Source organism: Rhizobium sp. Leaf311 (assembly GCF_001423445.1).
Lineage (GTDB): Bacteria > Pseudomonadota > Alphaproteobacteria > Rhizobiales > Rhizobiaceae > Agrobacterium.
Genome location: NZ_LMNZ01000020.1, coordinates 19,154 through 37,070, shown reverse-complemented (window position 1 = coordinate 37,070; position 17,917 = coordinate 19,154). Strand labels below are relative to the sequence as shown.

General features: G+C 55.7%; 18 protein-coding genes and 1 tRNA gene. 12 read left to right on the top strand and 7 right to left on the bottom strand.

Features of this window, described 5'->3' with window-relative positions; all coding sequences use genetic code 11:
* Positions 1-12: 12 nt before the first annotated feature.
* Together ASF69_RS16835 and ASF69_RS16830 are read right to left on the bottom strand one after the other, a co-directional pair.
* The gene (locus ASF69_RS16835) at positions 13-609 is read right to left on the bottom strand and encodes a dual specificity protein phosphatase family protein (protein WP_082469763.1); all 597 of its coding nucleotides are present in this window, start codon (positions 607-609) and stop codon (positions 13-15) included.
* Positions 610-709: 100 nt separating this feature from the next.
* Positions 710-1,297, bottom strand: coding sequence for a YqaA family protein (locus ASF69_RS16830; RefSeq protein ID WP_062589363.1), 588 nt, complete (start codon positions 1,295-1,297; stop codon positions 710-712).
* A gap of 461 nt (positions 1,298-1,758) precedes the next feature.
* On the opposite strand from ASF69_RS16830, the gene ASF69_RS16825 reads away from it, so the two are divergent.
* Positions 1,759-2,406, top strand: coding sequence for an exopolysaccharide biosynthesis protein (locus ASF69_RS16825; RefSeq protein ID WP_062589362.1), 648 nt, complete (start codon positions 1,759-1,761; stop codon positions 2,404-2,406).
* Here ASF69_RS16825 and ASF69_RS16820 read toward each other — a convergent pair.
* Positions 2,393-2,677 (bottom strand): hypothetical protein, encoded by a 285-nt coding sequence (locus ASF69_RS16820; RefSeq protein ID WP_062589361.1) that lies wholly within the window; start codon positions 2,675-2,677, stop codon positions 2,393-2,395. The genes ASF69_RS16825 and ASF69_RS16820 overlap by 14 nt on opposite strands.
* Positions 2,678-2,853: 176 nt before the next feature.
* On the opposite strand from ASF69_RS16820, the gene ASF69_RS16815 reads away from it, so the two are divergent.
* Both ASF69_RS16815 and ASF69_RS16810 read left to right on the top strand, forming a co-directional pair.
* Positions 2,854-2,928: transfer RNA gene (locus ASF69_RS16815), tRNA-Asn, on the top strand.
* A gap of 579 nt (positions 2,929-3,507) precedes the next feature.
* Positions 3,508-5,460, top strand: a complete 1,953-nt coding sequence (locus ASF69_RS16810) for a HAMP domain-containing methyl-accepting chemotaxis protein (protein WP_062589360.1) — start codon at positions 3,508-3,510, stop codon at positions 5,458-5,460.
* A 431-nt stretch (positions 5,461-5,891) separates the two neighbouring features.
* Here ASF69_RS16810 and ASF69_RS16805 read toward each other — a convergent pair whose 3' ends face one another.
* Positions 5,892-6,209 carry a DUF2934 domain-containing protein gene (locus tag ASF69_RS16805; protein WP_062589359.1) on the bottom strand — a complete coding sequence of 106 codons (318 nt, stop codon included), beginning with the start codon at positions 6,207-6,209 and terminating at the stop codon, positions 5,892-5,894.
* A gap of 132 nt (positions 6,210-6,341) precedes the next feature.
* Between ASF69_RS16805 and ASF69_RS16800 the strand changes: the two genes are divergently transcribed.
* Positions 6,342-6,572, top strand: a complete 231-nt coding sequence (locus tag ASF69_RS16800) for a hypothetical protein (RefSeq protein ID WP_062589358.1) — start codon at positions 6,342-6,344, stop codon at positions 6,570-6,572.
* 11 nt (positions 6,573-6,583) lie between these two features.
* Here the strand turns inward: ASF69_RS16800 and ASF69_RS16795 are convergent, their stop codons facing one another.
* Both ASF69_RS16795 and ASF69_RS16790 read right to left on the bottom strand, forming a co-directional pair.
* Positions 6,584-6,958, bottom strand: coding sequence for a TIGR02594 family protein (locus tag ASF69_RS16795; RefSeq protein ID WP_082469762.1), 375 nt, complete (start codon positions 6,956-6,958; stop codon positions 6,584-6,586).
* A 407-nt stretch (positions 6,959-7,365) separates the two neighbouring features.
* Positions 7,366-7,632: a DUF982 domain-containing protein gene (locus tag ASF69_RS16790; RefSeq protein WP_062589357.1), complete on the bottom strand. Its 267-nt coding sequence runs from the start codon at positions 7,630-7,632 to the stop codon at positions 7,366-7,368.
* Between the two features lie 188 nt (positions 7,633-7,820).
* Here ASF69_RS16790 and ASF69_RS16785 point away from each other — a divergent pair, with 188 nt between their 5' ends.
* From ASF69_RS16785 to sseA, 4 genes are all read left to right on the top strand, one after another.
* Positions 7,821-9,269 carry a deoxyribodipyrimidine photo-lyase gene (locus ASF69_RS16785; protein WP_062589356.1) on the top strand — a complete coding sequence of 483 codons (1,449 nt, stop codon included), beginning with the start codon at positions 7,821-7,823 and terminating at the stop codon, positions 9,267-9,269.
* A 121-nt stretch (positions 9,270-9,390) separates the two neighbouring features.
* Positions 9,391-10,428, top strand: coding sequence for a cysteine synthase A (locus ASF69_RS16780; RefSeq protein WP_062589355.1), 1,038 nt, complete (start codon positions 9,391-9,393; stop codon positions 10,426-10,428).
* A gap of 11 nt (positions 10,429-10,439) precedes the next feature.
* Positions 10,440-11,177, top strand: coding sequence for an alanyl-tRNA editing protein (locus tag ASF69_RS16775; protein WP_062589354.1), 738 nt, complete (start codon positions 10,440-10,442; stop codon positions 11,175-11,177).
* A gap of 16 nt (positions 11,178-11,193) precedes the next feature.
* Entirely contained in the window at positions 11,194-12,615 is a 1,422-nt protein-coding gene (sseA, locus tag ASF69_RS16770) for a 3-mercaptopyruvate sulfurtransferase (protein WP_062589352.1), read from the top strand.
* A gap of 106 nt (positions 12,616-12,721) precedes the next feature.
* On the opposite strand, the gene ASF69_RS16765 is transcribed toward sseA, so the two are convergent.
* Positions 12,722-13,591, bottom strand: a complete 870-nt coding sequence (locus tag ASF69_RS16765; RefSeq protein WP_244475505.1) for a DUF4344 domain-containing metallopeptidase — start codon at positions 13,589-13,591, stop codon at positions 12,722-12,724.
* A gap of 165 nt (positions 13,592-13,756) precedes the next feature.
* Here ASF69_RS16765 and ASF69_RS16760 point away from each other — a divergent pair, with 165 nt between their 5' ends.
* The 4 genes from ASF69_RS16760 to msrP all read left to right on the top strand — a co-directional run bounded on the left by ASF69_RS16760 (position 13,757) and on the right by msrP (position 17,915).
* The gene (locus ASF69_RS16760; protein WP_062589350.1) at positions 13,757-14,224 is read left to right on the top strand and encodes a DUF1203 domain-containing protein; all 468 of its coding nucleotides are present in this window, start codon (positions 13,757-13,759) and stop codon (positions 14,222-14,224) included.
* A gap of 89 nt (positions 14,225-14,313) precedes the next feature.
* Entirely contained in the window at positions 14,314-14,649 is a 336-nt protein-coding gene (locus tag ASF69_RS16755) for a PilZ domain-containing protein (RefSeq protein WP_062589863.1), read from the top strand.
* 129 nt (positions 14,650-14,778) lie between these two features.
* The gene (locus tag ASF69_RS16750) at positions 14,779-16,767 is read left to right on the top strand and encodes a bifunctional 2',3'-cyclic-nucleotide 2'-phosphodiesterase/3'-nucleotidase (protein ID WP_062589862.1); all 1,989 of its coding nucleotides are present in this window, start codon (positions 14,779-14,781) and stop codon (positions 16,765-16,767) included.
* Positions 16,768-16,973: 206 nt separating this feature from the next.
* Entirely contained in the window at positions 16,974-17,915 is a 942-nt protein-coding gene (gene msrP / locus ASF69_RS16745; RefSeq protein WP_062589861.1) for a protein-methionine-sulfoxide reductase catalytic subunit MsrP, read from the top strand.
* Positions 17,916-17,917 lie beyond the last annotated feature (2 nt).

The following is a 17,917-nucleotide window of genomic DNA, read 5'->3' as shown; positions in this document are numbered from 1 at the left end:
CATCTTCAACCCTCAGATCATATCCTTTGGCACGTCGGTCATCGATGTAAGCGTTTGCAAGTGTTCGAGCTCTTCCCAGCTTCTATCCATGGCATAGGCGGACGACAGGTAAGGTATGCCGAGATGCCCATAGCGGATTGAAAGCTGCTGTTCCGCCGTTTCCTCATCCAGACCGGCCACACGGCTGACATAGATTGCGGATGCGAGGCCTGTGCGGTCGGCACCGGACTTACAGTGGATGAGGATAGGCTTTGGCGCGTCACGCATGATTTGCGCCAGCTGCGTCATGCGGGCCAGCGCAAGTTGCTTGCGGGCAGACATTCCAAAGTCGATGTGCTGCACACCCAGTTTTTCAGCGGTTTGTGTTTCGTGCCTGTACCATGACGATCTTTCGTTCTCACCACGGAGATTAATGATCGTCTTGATGCCGTTTGCTTTGACATACTGCGCCAGTTGGCTGTCGCTCAACTGGCTTGAGCGGTAGACCTGCCCGGGGATGACTTCGTGGAAATTTCCCGAAACCAGCAGCAATCCGAAATAGGTGAAAAAGATTGCAGGTAGAGCCAAAGCAATCGCAAAGCCACGGACCAAAAGAATGCGCATATTCATCTTTCCTGTTGTTCAACAGGACGATGGCCATCATTTCTGACAGCAAGCTGAACACGGAAGTCCTTTGCATCCGGCGGTCAGGTCACGGCCGCGATGGGTGTCACCGGGCAAAGACATAGACAGCATAGACCGCAATCAAGGCCCCTGCTCCCACGGCGGTAATGACCGCAAGACGCTTTTCAATGAAGTGCCTGATCGACTCGCCATATCGCTGCAACAGCCCAGCCAGAATGAAGAAGCGGGCGGCGCGTGTGACAACGGCAGACAGGATGAACAGGCCAAGGCTGATATTGGCGGCACCGGAAAGAATGGTCACGACCTTGATTGGTGGAAGATGCGCAAGGCCCGATGTGACCAGAAGCAGCAAGATCGTTTCATAATCGACCGATGCCTTCATGTGCTCAAAGCTTTCCAGCTTCCCATAGAACTCCAGCACAGGCCGCGCTACGCTTTCAAAGGCGTAGTGCCCCAGATACCAGCCACCGATGCCCCCTAATACGGATGCGATCGTCGCAACTGCCGCATAGAACATCGCACGCCGTGGCTTTGCCAGTACCATGGGAATGAAGAGGACATCGGCGGGAACGACGAAGATGGAGCTTTCCACGAAAGCGACGATGGCGAGCCACCATACAGCTGTCTTCCGGGCGGCAAGAGCCATTGTCCAAGCATATAATCCTTTGAGCATCGCGCACCTCTTTCACAGGGCCGTTCTAGCCGCCGTCATGCCCGGTGGCAAATGCTGCGGAGCAGTAAATCGTCGAACATCGACCATTATTTTGCATTGCAGCAGAATTAAGCCCCCGCAAACCCGGGGGCAACAGTAAACCATATGTTGCACCACGGAAAAAAATCCATTTTTACTGGCAGTGGAGGTCAATCTGAACTATAATTTCAGCGGGACGCATGGAGGAGGAAATAGTTATGGACTATGTCGGCTTCGTTACTTCTATCAACCCGTTCATCGTCGGCATTCTTCTGGCGGTTCTGGCCATCGGCGCTTATAATTCCTGGGTCTCGCACTAGACTGTCGCGCCATCCCAGCAGACATTGATGCCCGACGTTGGTGTGAAGCGGGTTGGTTTGCCATAGGCATGACATATCGACGATGCTATCTATCCGGAAGGAAAAATAGCCTCAGGATAAGTAATGACGCAAAACTTCACCTTTACGGACACGTCTGAAAGTCTCAGCACGGTATTGCAGAGATTGATCGGAAACCTGAGTGGAAAAACGATCACATTGCGGGATTTGATGGAAGCAATCGGCGAGCAGGGCTTGCTGCTGATGTGCGCCATTGCCTGCCTGCCGTTTCTCATCCCCGTTTCCATACCGGGTGTCAGCACTGTGTTCGGTGCAGCGATCGTCATGATCAGTCTCGCAATCACGCTCAACCGTCTTCCGTGGCTTCCCAAACGCATTCTGGACAAGGAAATGGAAACCGCCCGTCTGGTGCCGGCGCTGGAGAAGGGCGTCAACATCGTCTCGAAGCTGGATCGATATATGCGCCCTCGCCTGCCCGGCCTGACAACAGGGACGGTTATGGCGCGGGTGAACGGCCTTGCGATTATGACGGCCGGTGTTCTGTTGATGATGCCGCTCGGTTTCGTGCCCTTCTCCAACACCCTGCCCGGCGTTGCCATTCTGCTGTTTTCCGCAGGGATGATCCAGCGCGACGGCGCGACCGTTCTTGGCGGCTATCTGTTCCTTGTCCTCACGACGATCTATTTCGCCATTCTGGCTTATGGAGCGTTCTGGGCAGGACAAGGCCTCAGCAACTCTCTCACGGGCGCGTAGTGCCTCCACGGCGCGCTTGCCTGTCGCGCCGCCTGTTTGCCCACCAAACCGTAAGGCGCCGCCTCTGGCGCCTTACAAACGGCAAATCCTGCGAAAGCACGAGGAGCCCGAGCGGCACCATCCAGAAGCCGAGGATCGGAAGAAATCCGAGCACACCGCCGACGATCAGCAAAACGCCGATAATGATGCGCCCGACTCGCGAACGCGGCATCGCAACACTCCATTTTCCCAAATGAAGGCGCCCGGTTTTCGGGTGAATGCCAAAAGTCATCGCAAAACACCCCCGCTAAAGAAGACGATGTGAATTTTTTTTAAGGTCAACATTCCCAGAAACGTGGGGACTTCGGTGGATAAAACAAGACTGATGCATTTTTTTTAAAAAAACCGCTTGGCAAAAGGGAAAAGCATTTGTATTACCCCGCTCACACCGCGCCAAGCAGCGCACGTTCCCTGGTAGCTCAGCGGTAGAGCATTCGACTGTTAATCGACAGGTCGCCGGTTCGAATCCGGCCCGGGGAGCCACTTCTACCGATATGGTTAAGTGGTACGCTGCAAAATCAGCAAACATACTTTACATAACACACCCCCACTGATTGGCTGATACCGTTTTGCTGCCTCAACCACAGTTGTCAGTGATTCCTGAACGATAGCGTTCTCCGTCTTCTCCTTCCAAGACAGCGCCAGCACAGCGAGGCTAACCGCCATACGGTTTGAGCTTCGATTCGACTGTCCTCCGAGTCAGAACCGCTTATCTGGATCCTCAGATCCCGGCGAAATCTGGCGTCGGCTTCCCTTCATGCAAATGTATAAAAAGAATGAAACCCGACAATCCAGCAAATCGGCGATGGAAGGTCCGGTATTTGACTTTTGACAAAGTTCAAAACTGAAAAGTGCGAAATTTGCGGTCAGCTGCACTGAAAAATTGACAAATGACTAAACGACAAGCTTATAAATTAACAATTCATTCCGCAATAAAATACAACTATTCGCAAATTTAATTAATATAGTATTTGCAATTTACTTAATAAAAAACGGTCAGATTTTCGTAGTTAAATCAATTGCACACCCACCCATTTATAGGAAAACCCTAGGGGATAAAAATTGAAAAACCTGCCAATATTAACTAAATTTATGATAATTATGGCACTTAGCACAGTATTTTGTCTAGGTGTTGCAATTTATACTTCAAATAAAATGAAAAATATTGACGATTCTTATAGTGGCCTCCTGGAAGAGGAAGTTAATGCTGCAATTGCATCTTCGCGAGCAAATCGTAGCTTTCAGTCAATGCGCGGCTCTGTTGGCGAGGTGCTTATGGCAACCGATCAGGCTGCCTTAAATAAGTCCAAGGCCGAATTTGATGCTTCTCGCGCACGCTTCATCGAGCAGATGGACGTGGCAGCGAAGGCCTTACCTACCGACAAGTTGCTGGTGGAGGCCAAGAACGAAGGTCTGCGTGTTGCTGACACGGTGTGCAGTGGTTTGGTCGCAGCAGGCATGGCAACGACTGACCCAGAAGAAAACAAGCAACTTCAACAGAAGTTCTTTGAGAAGTGTCAGCCAGAAATTGCGCGCGTATCTGCAATGATGACGGAGAACACAGCTCGCATTATCAAGCTGACCGACGTCCAAAGCGTGGAACTGACGTCTCAAACAGAATCGATCGTCATGTCGTCGCTGGCTGGTATTGTTCTTGGAATGGGCATCGTGCTGGCCTTCGGGACATTCGTCATTCGCTCCTCAGTATCAAGCCCCATTCGCCAGTTGGCATCGACAATGGGCATTCTTGCCGGGGGCAATCTTTCCGCCGAGGTAGAAGGCACGGAACGTCGCGATGAAGTGGGCACCATGGCCAAGGCCGTGCAGGTGTTCAAGGATACCGGCCTCAAGGCTCGCGAGCTGGAGACACAGGCGGCCAGCGAACGCAATATGTCGGAAGCGGAACGCGCCCGTGTGGCAGAAGCCGATCGTCAGCGCGCCGCGGACATGGCAGAAGCCACCACCGGTCTTGCAGAAGGTCTGCAGCATCTGGCCGGCGGTAACCTCGGCTTTGAGCTGAGCCGCCCATTTGCGGCCGACTTCGAAGGCCTGCGCAGCAACTTCAATGCCGCCGTCGCCCAGTTGCGTGAAACCCTGTCTTCCGTGGCTGATGCAACCCGCGCCATCGATAGCGGCTCACGGGAACTCTCTGCCAGCGCCAACGACCTGTCCAAGCGTACCGAGCAGCAGGCCGCAGCACTGGAAGAAACCGCAGCTGCGCTCGACGAAATCACGGTCAACGTCAAGAATTCCACACATCGCACCGAGGAAGCTCGCGAGATGGCGGTCGACGCCAACAAGTCGGCACGTCAGTCGGGTGAGGTAGTGGCCAATGCCGTCAACGCCATGCAGCGCATAGAGGCTTCGTCCAACCAGATTTCCAACATCATCGGCGTCATCGACGAAATCGCATTCCAGACCAACCTCCTGGCGTTGAATGCCGGTGTTGAAGCCGCCCGCGCGGGTGAAGCCGGCAAGGGCTTTGCCGTCGTTGCCCAGGAAGTGCGCGAACTGGCACAGCGCTCGGCGCAGGCGGCAAAGGAGATCAAGGATCTTATCCGCACGTCTGCCGACGAAGTGGAAAGTGGCGTCAAACTCGTCACGGCAACCGGCGAGGCGCTGAAGGTGATCGATGACCACGTAGCCGCCATCAACGGCCAGCTGGACGCGATCTCGACATCGGCCCGCGAACAGTCTGTCGGTCTCTCAGAGGTCAACACCGCCGTGAACCAGATGGACCAGACCACGCAGCAGAACGCCGCCATGGTGGAACAGGCTACAGCGGCCAGCAGTACCTTGGCCAACGAAGCCGATAAGCTGCGCCAGCTCGTCAGTCGCTTCCAGCTCGGCAATAGCGGAACGGGCCGTGCAGGTGCAGCGCCCATGGCCGTCGCCTCCCCGGCACGGCACGTCGCAGCCCCCTCGCCCGCACGCAATCTCGTCAACAAGCTGGCCCGCGCTGTCGGCGGTGGTGGATCGGCAGCGGTCGCAGTACAGAACTGGGAAGAGTTCTAAGCCACTTGCCCTCGAAAGATATCAGCATAAGCAAAGGCCTGGCATATGAATCTGCCGGGCCTTTGTTATGGCGGAGAAGCTTCCGTAACCATTTTGCCATTCAGCTATTTAGGCACATGGACAGATTGATGGAAAATTCGTCAGAGAGAGTTTCGCGAAGCTTGGCTAAACTAGGGGTGGTTGGCGGGACCTGGGCTTTCTCGCGCCTATCTTCGCAGTAGGTGATTTCAAGGACGGCAGAACGCGGCTCCAAAGGTCCCGTCTGCCTCTCACCTTACCTTCACTGCCACCCATGAAAACTGGCCTTGAGATCACGCAACGGATTCCCTGCCGAAATGGTCTGCTTAATGCTGATGCTTCGGACGGCATGAAAAAGGCGCCATTCTTGGAATGACGCCTTGTGTTTTCGCATTGGGCTACAAGTGCAGGAGTTAGCGGCGCTGCGCAGAACTCTTGCTGTTCATGTTGTTATTCGCGCTTCCCGATGTTGTCGTCGATGTAGCGGAGATCGGGTCGCTGGCTGGAAAGCTGTCTTCCAGGCCTTCCTCCAGATCCTCGTCCTTGCTGTTGTTGTGGGCGTCTGCCTGTTCATTTTTCATCGACTGGGCTGCGGAAGACGTTTCTTCTCCAGTAAAGCCTACTTCCTGCTCGGCTTCGCTCCAGTGGCGCTCGTGGTCGCCTTCGCGGCGGCCCTCCTGCTCCCACTTCTCGTAGGCCTTCCTGCGAATTTCTGCGTCACGATCAACCATGTCGTCCTCCTTAAGGTTTGATTGTGGGAGAAACAAATGATCAGCAAGGTTGGTTCCTGAGGGCACCAACAATCCTTTTGCGGAACCTCAGGGGTGCCCGCCCGTTGTTCCTTCATACCAAGGAGAATTACAATGGACGAGAAGCACAAAAACGCGCTGGACATTGACGACAAGGATGTCGCTGATTTTCATACTGAGCGCGAACTCAAGGGCGATCCGGAAGAAGTGGACCCTGATGGCGACATGAACCTGAGGGCGCGTCGTCAGGCGGCTCGACAGCACGAGGACGCCTTTATTGTCGCAACGGATCTCGAAGATGACGATCAGCGCGATGCTGCTCCCGGCACACGAGAGCAGCCTTAACCGCATACGTTCTAGCGGCGCACCGAAACGATGGACTTCCTGCTGAAGTTCGACACCTGAACGCGACCGGACTGATTGCCGCCCAGAATCTGGGCGGTATTTTTGTTGAGGCTCTTTAGGATACCGGCATGATAACTCCTGCCGCTTCTGACCACCACAACGTCGCCGGGCTTTGCACCACTTGTGGGTACGGCGTAACCGAATGACGTCCAGGACTTTGCAAATCCGGAAGATTTAGGCGGCTGGCGGCCTGATTTTTCTGCCACGACACTCAGGAAATGGCCACACCAGGGTGTCTTGCGTGGGTTTACACCGAGAATTGCCTTCAAGGTCTTGTTGTTTTTGCCCTCATGAAGGCCGGAATACCGCTCAGCTTGATTGAGCATTCCAGCAGATGCAGGAGCAGTGAACGCTGCGCAAAGTGACGCAGCCAGAACGAACGCAGTTACTTTCAAATTCTCGCCCTTTAGAAGCACGCAAACACATCGGCCCTGCCCCGTCGGAAGTGTTGTGTGCATATTCAGAGTACAGCGGCGGAAAGCGCTCATTCATTTTGCGCTGGCCGCCGATGACGGTCGATCTATTCCGCCAATCCAGCGAGAATTTGACCAGATATAGGCGAAAATTAGAACGTTTCTTAAGGGATTTTCTTAAGGTTATCTTAAGTATTCTGCAAGTCGGTTTTTGTGCTCTGCCACATTTCGAGATCATTGAGTGGCGGATGCCCGAAAAGCAAAAGCCACCCGGCTTTTATGGCGGGTGGCTGTCGTTGCGATCAATCCGTAAATCTGGTTCAGGAGGCGAGTTTCTGCGTATCCACGAGGCAGTGCGCATCACGGCTGGCCTCGATGAAGGCTATGCGGGCGATCTCGCCAGCCACGCTTCCAAGAAGCGAAGCTCTGCACAGCCTCAGCGCCTGCTCATAGACCTTGCCAGAACGGCTTGGCCACTCATGCTGCAAAAAATCAAAAGCCTCGTAAACGCCGTTGAAGGTTCTGGGTGCGCCATTTTCCAGGGAAATAATAACGGGGGCTTCCCATTTGACGTCGTTCAGCATCATTGATTGGACTTCCATACTCAATTAACCCGCCTCTAACGCCGGACCCGACATATGGTTCCGGTGCAAATGGTTTCAAGAGATAATAATTTACCCCTTGAAAATTATGTTCGTAGAGGGCGTGATTGTAGACTGTTTGACGGAACAAAGCTCTTCAACAATCATTCAAGGTCCAGTGAACCGAGGGGCATATGACGAAGACGAAAAATTCCGTTCTAGTGTGGTTTCGTAAGGACTTACGCCTTGCAGACAACCGAGCGCTACAGGCAGCAATCGACCATGGCGATACCGTGGTGCCCATCTATATCCGTGAGGACGAGGCCACGACGAATGGTCCTCTGGGAGCGGCACAGACCTGGTGGCTGCACCACTCGCTCGACACATTGTCGAAGGCGATGGAGAAGGCGGGATCCAGGCTGATCCTGCGTTCGGGAAAGCCGGAGTCGGTTCTCAAATCGCTTTGCGAGGAGACCGGAGCGAGCAGCATATTCTGGAACCGCCGATACGATCCCGCGGGTATGGAAACCGACCAGACGATCAAAAAGACGTTTCGTGACGATGGTTTCGAAGTCGAGAGTTTCGCCGGATATCTTCTGCATGAGCCCTCGCAGCTCAAGACGAAAAGCGGCGGGCCCTACCGGGTTTACACACCATTCTGGCGGGCGCTCGAAGGCGGCGAGGAGCCGGACGAACCCCTGCCCGCGCCGAAGTCCATACCGTCCCCATCCAGTTGGCCAAAATCCGAGAAACTGGCGGATTGGAAGCTGCTCCCCACCAAACCAAACTGGGCCAAGGATTTTGACGAGGTCTGGAAGCCCGGCGAGGCAGCGGCAGCGGACAAGCTGAAAGACTTCGTGGATGGCGCCTTGAAAGGCTACGAGGAAGGCCGCGACTTTCCCGCAAATCCCGCCACCTCGATGCTGTCTCCGCATCTGACCATGGGCGAAATATCGCCTGCCCAGCTTTGGGCTGCCACGCAGGGTCTTTCACGGCATGTGAGTTCAAACGACGTCAGCCGCTTTCGCAAGGAGATCGCCTGGCGGGAATTCTGTTACCACCTGCTGTTCCACTTCCCGCACCTGGATAAGAAAAACTGGAACGACGCCTTCGATGCCTTCGAGTGGCAGACGGACAGAGCCAAATTCAACGCGTGGAAGAAGGGCAAGACAGGATATCCAATCGTAGATGCCGGTATGCGCCAGCTGTGGAAACATGGCGTCATGCACAATCGCGTGCGGATGATCACGGCCTCCTTCCTCATCAAGCATCTCCTGATCGATTGGCGCAAGGGCGAGGAGTGGTTCCGCGATACGCTTGTTGATGCCGACCCCGCCTCCAATGCCGCCAACTGGCAGTGGGTCGCAGGCTCTGGCGCGGATGCGTCGCCGTTTTTCAGGATCTTCAACCCCATTTTGCAGGGCGAGAAATTCGACCCCGAAGGCGAATACGTCAAAACCTTCGTTCCCGAGCTTTCCAAGCTGGAAAAGAAGTTTATTCACAAGCCGTTCGAAGCGCCCAAGGCGGCGCTGGAGAAAGCAGGCGTGGAACTTGGCAAAACTTACCCGCAGCCGCTCGTTCACCACGATACGGCTCGGAAACGGGCGCTCGCCGCCTATTCGGACATCAAGAAAAGTGGATAAGCGGCGCTATCGGGAAGATTTTGCGCAAGAGACCTATTCACCGGAAGATAATTTCTTGTCACAACGCCTGTAGACGAGGAGATAACGGCATCATCTTCGCGACAGATCAAAAGGCCCCATCATGACCATTCATAGCTCTGTGATCACAGCCATTGGCAACACGCCGCTTATCCGCTTGAATGCAGCGTCTGAGGCGACCGGGTGCGAAATTCTCGGCAAGGCCGAATTCATGAATCCCGGCCAATCCGTCAAGGATCGTGCCGCGCTCTATATTATCAAGGATGCCGAACGGCGCGGCCTGTTGCGCCCCGGCGGCACCATCGTGGAAGGTACTGCTGGCAATACCGGCATCGGCCTGTCCCTTGTCGCAAATGCACTGGGCTACAAGACCGTCATCGTCATTCCGGAAACCCAGAGCCAGGAAAAGAAAGACGCATTGAAGCTGCTTGGCGCGCAGCTGATCGAAGTGCCGGCAGCGCCCTATTCCAACCCCAACAATTACGTCAAGGTTTCCGGCCGACTGGCAAAGCAGCTTGCGGCCACCGATCCGAACGGAGCAATCTGGGCCAACCAGTTCGACAATATCGCCAATCGCCAGGCGCATATCGAAACCACGGCTCCGGAAATCTGGGATCAGACCGATGGCAAGGTAGATGGCTTTGTCTGCGCCGTCGGTTCCGGTGGCACCCTTGCCGGTGTGGCGGATGGCTTGCGCGACTTCAATTCGGATATCAAGATCGGCCTGGCCGACCCGGAAGGCGCCGCCCTCTATGAATTCTACAAGAATGGAACACTGAAATCCGAGGGATCTTCCATTACGGAAGGAATTGGACAGGGCCGCATCACGGCCAATCTGGAAGGTTTCCAGCCGGACTTTGCCTATCGCATTCCAGATGCAGAGGCCCTGCCGATTGTGTTTGATCTCGTCATGAACGAGGGACTGTCGCTGGGCGGTTCATCCGGAATTAACGTTGCCGGTGCGATTAGGCTTGCCCGCGACCTCGGTCCGGGGCATACAATCGTCACCATTCTTTGTGACTATGGCAACCGTTATCAATCGAAGCTTTTCAACCCTGCCTTCCTGCTGTCCAAGGGGCTGCCCCTTCCAGTCTGGCTCACGGAGAAGCGGGAGATTTCGGTGCCCTACGAAACTGCCTGAGGTGAGTGTCAATGCCCGTGAATGCCCTGTTTCGTGACGACTTCTACCTGTCCACATGCGAAGCGGTTGTAACGGCAGTTCACGAAGATGGTGGCATAGAGCTGGATCAGACCTGTTTCTATGCCACATCCGGCGGCCAGCCCGGAGATACCGGTTTCCTCGAACGCACCGACGGCTCTAAGATAGAGATCGGACTGACGAAACACGGCGCAGATAAAAGCGTCATCATCCATGTCCCCACCGAGGGACAAGCCGCTCCGGAGCTTGGCGAAAAGCTGACCCTCCATATAGACTGGCAACGTCGCTACAGGCTGATGCGTATGCATACGGCCTGTCACCTCCTGTCCGTGGTTTGCCCGTGGCCGATTACGGGTGCTGCGGTGGGCGAGGACGAATCGCGTGTCGACTTCGATATGTCCGAAACCATCGACAAGGACGAGGTTACCTCAAAGCTGATGGACCTCGTTCAGCAGAACCACCCGGTTTTTCTGAAATGGATCACCGACGAAGAACTTGCCGCCAATCCTGATATCGTCAAATCCAAGAATGTCCGGCCGCCGCTTGGCCTGGGCCGTGTAAGCCTTGTCTGTATCGGCGAGGATTCGGCAGTTGACAGCCAACCCTGCGGGGGCACTCATGTGTCCGAGACGCAGGAAGTTGGCGAGATCTACATCGCCAAGATCGAAAAAAAGGGCAAGGAGAACCGTCGCTTCCGAATTCGCTTTGGAAAACCCGACGCATCCGCCTGATTGTGGGAGAATTATCGTGAGCACGGATAAAAGCCGCTTCGTCGTTTCGGCGGATTGGGTAGAGCAGCAGCTCGGCACCCCGCATTTTCGTCTGGTCGATGCCTCCTGGTATCTGCCGGCGCACAAGCGCAACGGCAAGGAGGAGTATCTGGCCGGTCATCTGCCCGGCGCAGTGTTCTTCGATCAGGATGTCATCGCAGACCACGATACCGGCCTGCCGCACTCCCTGCCCTCACCCCAGTTTTTTGCCGATGAAGTCGGAAAGCTCGGAATTGGCGAGCATGACACCATCGTCGTTTACGATGGTCCGGGCTTTTTCTCCGCGCCGCGCGTGTGGTGGATGCTGCGCGTTATGGGCGCAGAACAGGTTTACGTGTTGGATGGTGGGCTGGACGGCTGGAAGGCCGCAGGCAAGCCACTGGAGACTGGTACACCTGTCATAGAGCCCGCCATTTTCGATCCGCATTTTAAGCCCAAGCGCGTCGTTTCCTTTTCGGCAATGCGCGCCCTCGTTGACAGCGGCGAAGAGCAGATTGCCGATGCGCGCGGCGCCGGTCGTTTCACGGGCGAAGAGGCAGAGCCACGCGCCGGAATGCGCTCAGGCCATATGCCGGGTGCACGCAATCTGCCTGCCACGGCCTTTTCCGAGAACGGCCAGTTCAAGGACCTGCCGACAATCCGCAAGATGATAACGGAAGCGGGCATTGATCTGTCTCAGCCCGTCGTCACCAGCTGCGGCTCTGGCGTAACCGCTGCCGTCATTACGCTGGCACTGGAATCGCTTGGGCACACGGACAATGCGCTCTATGATGGTTCCTGGTCGGAATGGGGCAGCAAGGACGACACGCCTGTCGTAACCGGCCCGGCAGAGCCCATCCCGACGCAGGTCCATGGCCCGCTGAAGGCACATGTGACACAGCTGGAAATGACGTCCGCACCGAAGGTCAGCCTGCCGGTGCCGGTCAACATCCAGACCGCCATCATGCGGACGACGAATATTCCCCTGCATTTTTACCGCTACCTCTACTGGCGTGTGGGAAAACGCTGGCATTGGCACAGGCGAATGCGCATGAGCGATGCAGAGCTTTCGGCAACGCTGCGCGATCCAGCCAATTGCGTGACCGTGCTCTACATGAACGGTGCGCCAGCAGGCTTCTTCGAACTGCAAAAACTCGACGCCGATGTCACCGAGCTCGCCTATTTCGGATTGATGGAAGAAGCGATTGGTGCGGGCGTTGGCAAATGGTTCCTCCTGCAGGCGCTCTATTCGGCGTGGCAGGATAATCCAAAGAAAGTTATCGTTTCCACCAACACGCTGGACCACCCCCGCGCGCTGCAGCTTTACCAGATGATGGGCTTCTCACCCGTCAGCACCTATCAGGCATGGGTAGAGCCTCTGACAGATAGCGAGTATCTGGAAATTTCCCGCCGCAATTGACCGGCTAACGATAAACGGTGCGTGGGGTCTCTCCAGGCACCGTTTTCACATCAGCGACACAATTCTTGGCAAAGGCGCAGGTTACGAGATCCGCGCCGCCGTCAGGTTACAGTTCCTGCCCCAGATTGACCGCGGTCGGAATTTCCTGAGCAGGATTGCTTTCCTTTTCGTTGCCCGCGGCTGCGAGATGGGCGGCTATCAGTTCGCCATGGAACCGTGCCATTTCATAGCAATAGGTGATTTCCCGCTTTTCGGCTGACCAGTAGACATCAGGTCTGCCGCAGGTGCGGGCCGTCAGCTTGACTTCGCCCTTGAGCGCATAGCCGGTAAAGCTGCGTGCAATCAGGTCCAGAACCTTGGATTCCTTGAGGATCGTAGCATAGATATCCAGAAATGGATCGCGAACCGGCTCATAGCGCGACACGAATTTCGTGGCACCGGCCTTGGCAACATGCGGCTTCAGCAGCTCGTTCCAATGGGATACTGTCTGAGGATAAGAGGCCTCGCAGGCCTTCCAGTCGCCTTTCGGCAGCCCCATCATGTCGGCCAGATCACCGTAGCCACCAGCGTCCTTGCCAACCATCAGGCACGCCATCTGGCGATCACGAGTGGGGTTTGGCACCAGAACCGAATAGAGCGGCGCATTATGATCCGGCAACGCACCTGCCGAACGGGCCAGATACCAGCTGTCGGTGGCGTTGACGATGGCTGTATCCAGCCATTCCTCGTTCGCCTCCAGCATCATGGTCCCGGCGAGCTGATCCGCGGAATCGCGGCCTGCTCCCGCATCGGGCAAGGCCAGATCGGAGATGAGCATACGCGATGCTTCGTGAAAGAGGCTGAAGATCGCATTTCCGATGACGAAATTGACCGTCTGCTGCAGCTGCTCATCGGAAAGGCCATCCAGCGCGGGAGCGGTTTGCGCATGGGCTGCAGGTGAAACGAACGAAAAAACCGTGACCAGGGAAGCGGTCATCAACCTGCGCAGCATGGACGTCAACTTTCAAAAACGAGGACGTTCGATTGATTGCCATACTCAACGATTCAAGCAATGGGCTAGTTGCGTCTTTACGCAAGAAACGGGTGGATACACGACTCTTTGAAGCGCATAGCGACAAACAAGCAACGCAGGAGAGCCAATATGGCGCGCATTACTTTCACCGCAATGCCAGCAGAGGAAGCCGAGGCCTATCGCAACGGAAAGCTGGACGCCTATGGGCAACAACCCGAATCCTCGATCGCAAGCGGATCTCTCCCCTGCCGCGCCTGTCTAGGCCAGATCAGAGACGGTGAACGCGTGCTGCTGCTTGCCTATCGACCTTTTCCAGACCTGCAACCCTTTGCTGAAACGGGTCCGATTTTCATTCACGCTGAAGCTTGTGCAACCTATGTCGCCAAGGAGGTCCTGCCGCCCATGCTCGACAGCACGGATTACATCGTCCGCGGCTACAGCGCTTCCAACCGCATAATCTATGGAACCGGCGCGGTCACGCCAACAGACGCCATCAGGGACCGCGCAAAAGAGCTTCTGATACGCGATGACGTCTCCTATGTGCATGTGCGCTCGGCGCGCAACAATTGCTACCAGTGCCGGATCGACAGGGTATAAATGGGCGATTGCGGTAGATTTTACCGAAATCGATAAGCCGGCTTCAAATTTTCCATGCGATTTTGACCTGTAGTCAAAAGGGAATGGCAATGTCCGGCACATTGAGCACGCATAAGCGCGGCGCAGACCGCAGCAAGACACGCATCTTCGGAACGGTCCACTACGTCAATCAGTCTGTGAAAGGTCGCGTCGTCGATCTTTCAGCCACGGGGATGGCGCTTGAACTTGAAGGCCCCTTTGCCGCCGCAAAGGGAAGCCGGGTCAAGGTTCAGAGCGAAGATCTGGGCCACATCGAAGGCATCGTCCAGTGGCAGCATAGAAACAGGCTCGGGCTGCAGCTGCAGCTTTCAACCAACACGCTGGCGCAGATTTCGTCCTATTTCCGCTTCTTCCATGAAGACGTGAAGCCGACACTTGCCGTATAAGGAATTTTGACAAGGCCGCCCGAAAATACGGGGCAAATCATACGCATGTCATTTTGATGATGGACTCCTCGGCAATTCGTTTTACGCTGACACCTTCCCATGCAGCCTGAAATCATTGCAGGAGTTTCCATGTCTTCCCTCATCGGCCTTCATCCCATCACGCGACGTTCTCTGCTGGGAGGCATCGCCGCCTCCTCGGCGTTGGTCATGCTTCATCCCTTTGCGGCGCGTGCACAGGCCAATCAGGCGCATCTGCGCATCATGGAAACCACCGATATCCATGTCCATGTCTTCCCCTATGATTATTACGCCGACAAGCCGAACGACACCTTGGGCCTTGCACGCACCGCATCCATCATAGACAGCATCCGCGCCGAGGCAGGCAATACGATGTTGGTCGACAATGGCGACTTTCTACAGGGCAACCCGCTGGGTGATTACATTGCCTATGAGCGTGGAATGAAGGCGGGAGACAAGCACCCGGTCATCAACGCCATGAATGTTCTGGGTTATGATTGCGGCACACTGGGCAATCACGAGTTCAATTACGGGCTCGACTTCATGTTCAACACCTTGGCCGGTGCAGGCTTTCCATATGTCTGCGCAAACCTGACCAAGGGTCAGCTCGCATCCGACCCGAAGCAGGACGACCTGTTCTTCAAGCCCTACGTCATCCTCGAAAAACAGATAAAGGACGGCTCCGGGGCAAGCAGCCCGGTCAAGATCGGTGTCATCGGCTTCGTGCCGCCGCAGATCATGATGTGGGATGCCAAGAATCTGGAAGGTAAGGCGCAGACCCGCGATATCGTCGAAGCTGCCAAGGCCTGGGTTCCTGTCATGAAGGAACAGGGCGCCGATATCATCATCGCGCTGTCCCACTCCGGCATCGAGGGCAAGGGCCAGAGCGAGCGCATGGAAAACGCTTCACTCTATCTGGCTGGCGTCAAAGACATTGATGCCGTCTTTACCGGCCACCAGCACCTCGTCTTCCCCGGCCCCAAGACCTGGGACGGGATAGAGGGCGCCGATCCCGTAAAGGGCACGTTGATGGGCAAGCCTGCCGTCATGGCTGGCTTCTGGGGCTCCCATATGGGCCTCATCGACCTGCTGCTGGAGAAGGACGGCAAGAGCTGGAAGATCGTGGACTTCACCACCGAAGCGCGCCCGATCTATCACCGTGACGACAACCGCAAGATCGTGGCTGACGTGAAGGACAAGGCCGAAGTCATAACCGCCGTCAAGGCTGACCACGAGGCAGCACTTGCCTATGTCCGCCGCCCCGTGGGCAAGACATCCGCGCCGCTCTATTCCTATTTTGCGCTGGTGGCAGACGATCCATCCGTGCAGATCGTGTCCAACGCCCAGACCTGGTACATCAAGGACATGCTGAAGGACGGCCAGTATAAGGACCTGCCGGTGCTATCGGCAGCAGCGCCCTTCAAGGCAGGCGGCCGTGGCGGCTCGGACTACTACACCGATGTCCCCGCCGGTGACATTGCCATCAAGAACGTGGCGGACCTTTATCTTTATCCAAACACAGTGCAGGCGGTCCTCATCACCGGTGCTCAGGTCAAGGACTGGCTGGAGATGTCTGCGGGCATGTTCAACACGGTCGAAGTGGGGGCAAAGGACGCACCTCTGCTCAACAACGATTTCCCGTCCTATAATTTCGACGTTATCGACGGGGTCACCTATCAGATCGATATCTCGAAACCTGCGAAATTCGACAAGGATGGCAAGGCAGTCAATCCGCCAAGCAGCCGCATCGTCAATCTTCAATTCGAAGGCAAACCCATCGACCCCGAGCAGGAATTTGTCGTTGCGACAAACAATTACCGCGCCAGTGGCGGCGGAAAGTTCCCGGGTATTTCCTCCGATAAGATCATCTTTGTGGCACCCGACACCAACCGCGACGTGATCGTCCGCTACATCATTGCCGAGGGGACCATCAATCCCGCCGCCGATGACAACTGGTCTTTTGCGCCGGTCGCAAACACGACAGCCATTTTCGAAACCGGACCGAAGGCGCGTCAATACGCCAAGGATGTGAAGGGGGCGAAAATCGAGGAGGCCGGCGATGGGGCCGAGGGGTTTGCCAAATTCAGGCTGACGCTCTGACGGAATTGATGCCGGGGCGCGCAGACCACTGCCGCCCCGTTACTGGCTGGCGTCCGAGATGCACATTTCTATCGGTGTTCTCGGAAATTTGTTTTTAGAACATGCTCCAATTCCTTCTTTTTCTCGTATTGTGAAACATACTTACAGTGCCAATGGCGCAGGTATTGAATGGCAATACTTCGAATTGGCGTCTTCAGGAGGTTTCAATGCCCGCCTACCGTCCGCCACGCATCTCTGCTGCCGAAATAACACCACGCGACGTCTATCTTTCCAGACGACATTTTCTGGGAACGGCTGCCGGTCTCGCCACGATAGGTCTGACGGCTGGCAATGCGCTGGCCGCGCCACTTGTCGCAAAGCCCGGCGCCTACAAGCTGGATGAAAAGCTCACACCGCTGGACGCCGTTACCAGCTACAATAATTTCTATGAATTCGGCACGGGCAAGTCAGACCCGAAGGAAAATGCCGGCAGCTTCAAGCCCACACCGTGGACCGTGAAGGTCGACGGTCTCGTGGGTAAGCCGCAGGAATTCGGCATCGAGGACCTGCTGAAATATCCACTGGAAGATCGCACCTATCGAATGCGCTGCGTCGAAGGCTGGTCGATGGTCATTCCCTGGATCGGCTTTTCACTGTCCACGATTCTCGACAAGGTCGAGCCACTGGGCAGCGCCAAATACGTCAAGTTCGAAACCGTGGTGCGCCCCGAAGAAATGCCCGGTCAGAGCGGTCTTTTCCAGCCACTGGATTGGCCCTATGTCGAAGGCTTGCGCCTGGACGAAGCGCGCCACCCGCTGACAATTCTGGCGGTTGGCCTCTATGGCGAAACATTGCCCAACCAGAACGGCGCACCTATCCGCCTTGTTGTTCCCTGGAAGTATGGGTTCAAGGGCATCAAATCGATCGTGCGTATCTCGCTCGTTGAAAAACAGCCTGAGACAACGTGGAAAAACTCCAACGCACGCGAATATGGTTTCTATTCCAACGTTAATCCCAATGTGGACCATCCGCGCTGGAGCCAGGCGACAGAGCAGCGGATCGGTGAAGGCGGCTTCTTCAGCACGCAAAATCGCCCGACGCTGATGTTTAACGGTTATGAGGAAGTTGCGAGCCTCTATTCCGGGCTGGATCTGAAGGCGAATTACTGACC

Bases quoted from the DNA above. Each gene is read 5' to 3' on its own strand.
- ASF69_RS16775 (WP_062589354.1), top strand. From the start codon at position 10,440: ATGCCCGTGAATGCCCTGTTTCGTGACGACTTCTACCTGTCCACATGC.
- msrP (WP_062589861.1), top strand. From the start codon at position 16,974: ATGCCCGCCTACCGTCCGCCACGCATCTCTGCTGCCGAAATAACACCA.
- ASF69_RS16760 (WP_062589350.1), top strand. From the start codon at position 13,757: ATGGCGCGCATTACTTTCACCGCAATGCCAGCAGAGGAAGCCGAGGCC.
- ASF69_RS16805 (WP_062589359.1), bottom strand. From the start codon at position 6,209: ATGGTTGATCGTGACGCAGAAATTCGCAGGAAGGCCTACGAGAAGTGG.
- ASF69_RS16835 (WP_082469763.1), bottom strand. From the start codon at position 609: ATGAATATGCGCATTCTTTTGGTCCGTGGCTTTGCGATTGCTTTGGCT.
- ASF69_RS16765 (WP_244475505.1), bottom strand. From the start codon at position 13,591: ATGACCGCTTCCCTGGTCACGGTTTTTTCGTTCGTTTCACCTGCAGCC.
- ASF69_RS16795 (WP_082469762.1), bottom strand. From the start codon at position 6,958: ATGCTCAATCAAGCTGAGCGGTATTCCGGCCTTCATGAGGGCAAAAAC.
- ASF69_RS16780 (WP_062589355.1), top strand. From the start codon at position 9,391: ATGACCATTCATAGCTCTGTGATCACAGCCATTGGCAACACGCCGCTT.
- ASF69_RS16820 (WP_062589361.1), bottom strand. From the start codon at position 2,677: ATGACTTTTGGCATTCACCCGAAAACCGGGCGCCTTCATTTGGGAAAA.
- ASF69_RS16790 (WP_062589357.1), bottom strand. From the start codon at position 7,632: ATGATGCTGAACGACGTCAAATGGGAAGCCCCCGTTATTATTTCCCTG.
- ASF69_RS16825 (WP_062589362.1), top strand. From the start codon at position 1,759: ATGACGCAAAACTTCACCTTTACGGACACGTCTGAAAGTCTCAGCACG.
- ASF69_RS16785 (WP_062589356.1), top strand. From the start codon at position 7,821: ATGACGAAGACGAAAAATTCCGTTCTAGTGTGGTTTCGTAAGGACTTA.
- ASF69_RS16755 (WP_062589863.1), top strand. From the start codon at position 14,314: ATGTCCGGCACATTGAGCACGCATAAGCGCGGCGCAGACCGCAGCAAG.
- ASF69_RS16830 (WP_062589363.1), bottom strand. From the start codon at position 1,297: ATGCTCAAAGGATTATATGCTTGGACAATGGCTCTTGCCGCCCGGAAG.
- ASF69_RS16750 (WP_062589862.1), top strand. From the start codon at position 14,779: ATGTCTTCCCTCATCGGCCTTCATCCCATCACGCGACGTTCTCTGCTG.
- ASF69_RS16800 (WP_062589358.1), top strand. From the start codon at position 6,342: ATGGACGAGAAGCACAAAAACGCGCTGGACATTGACGACAAGGATGTC.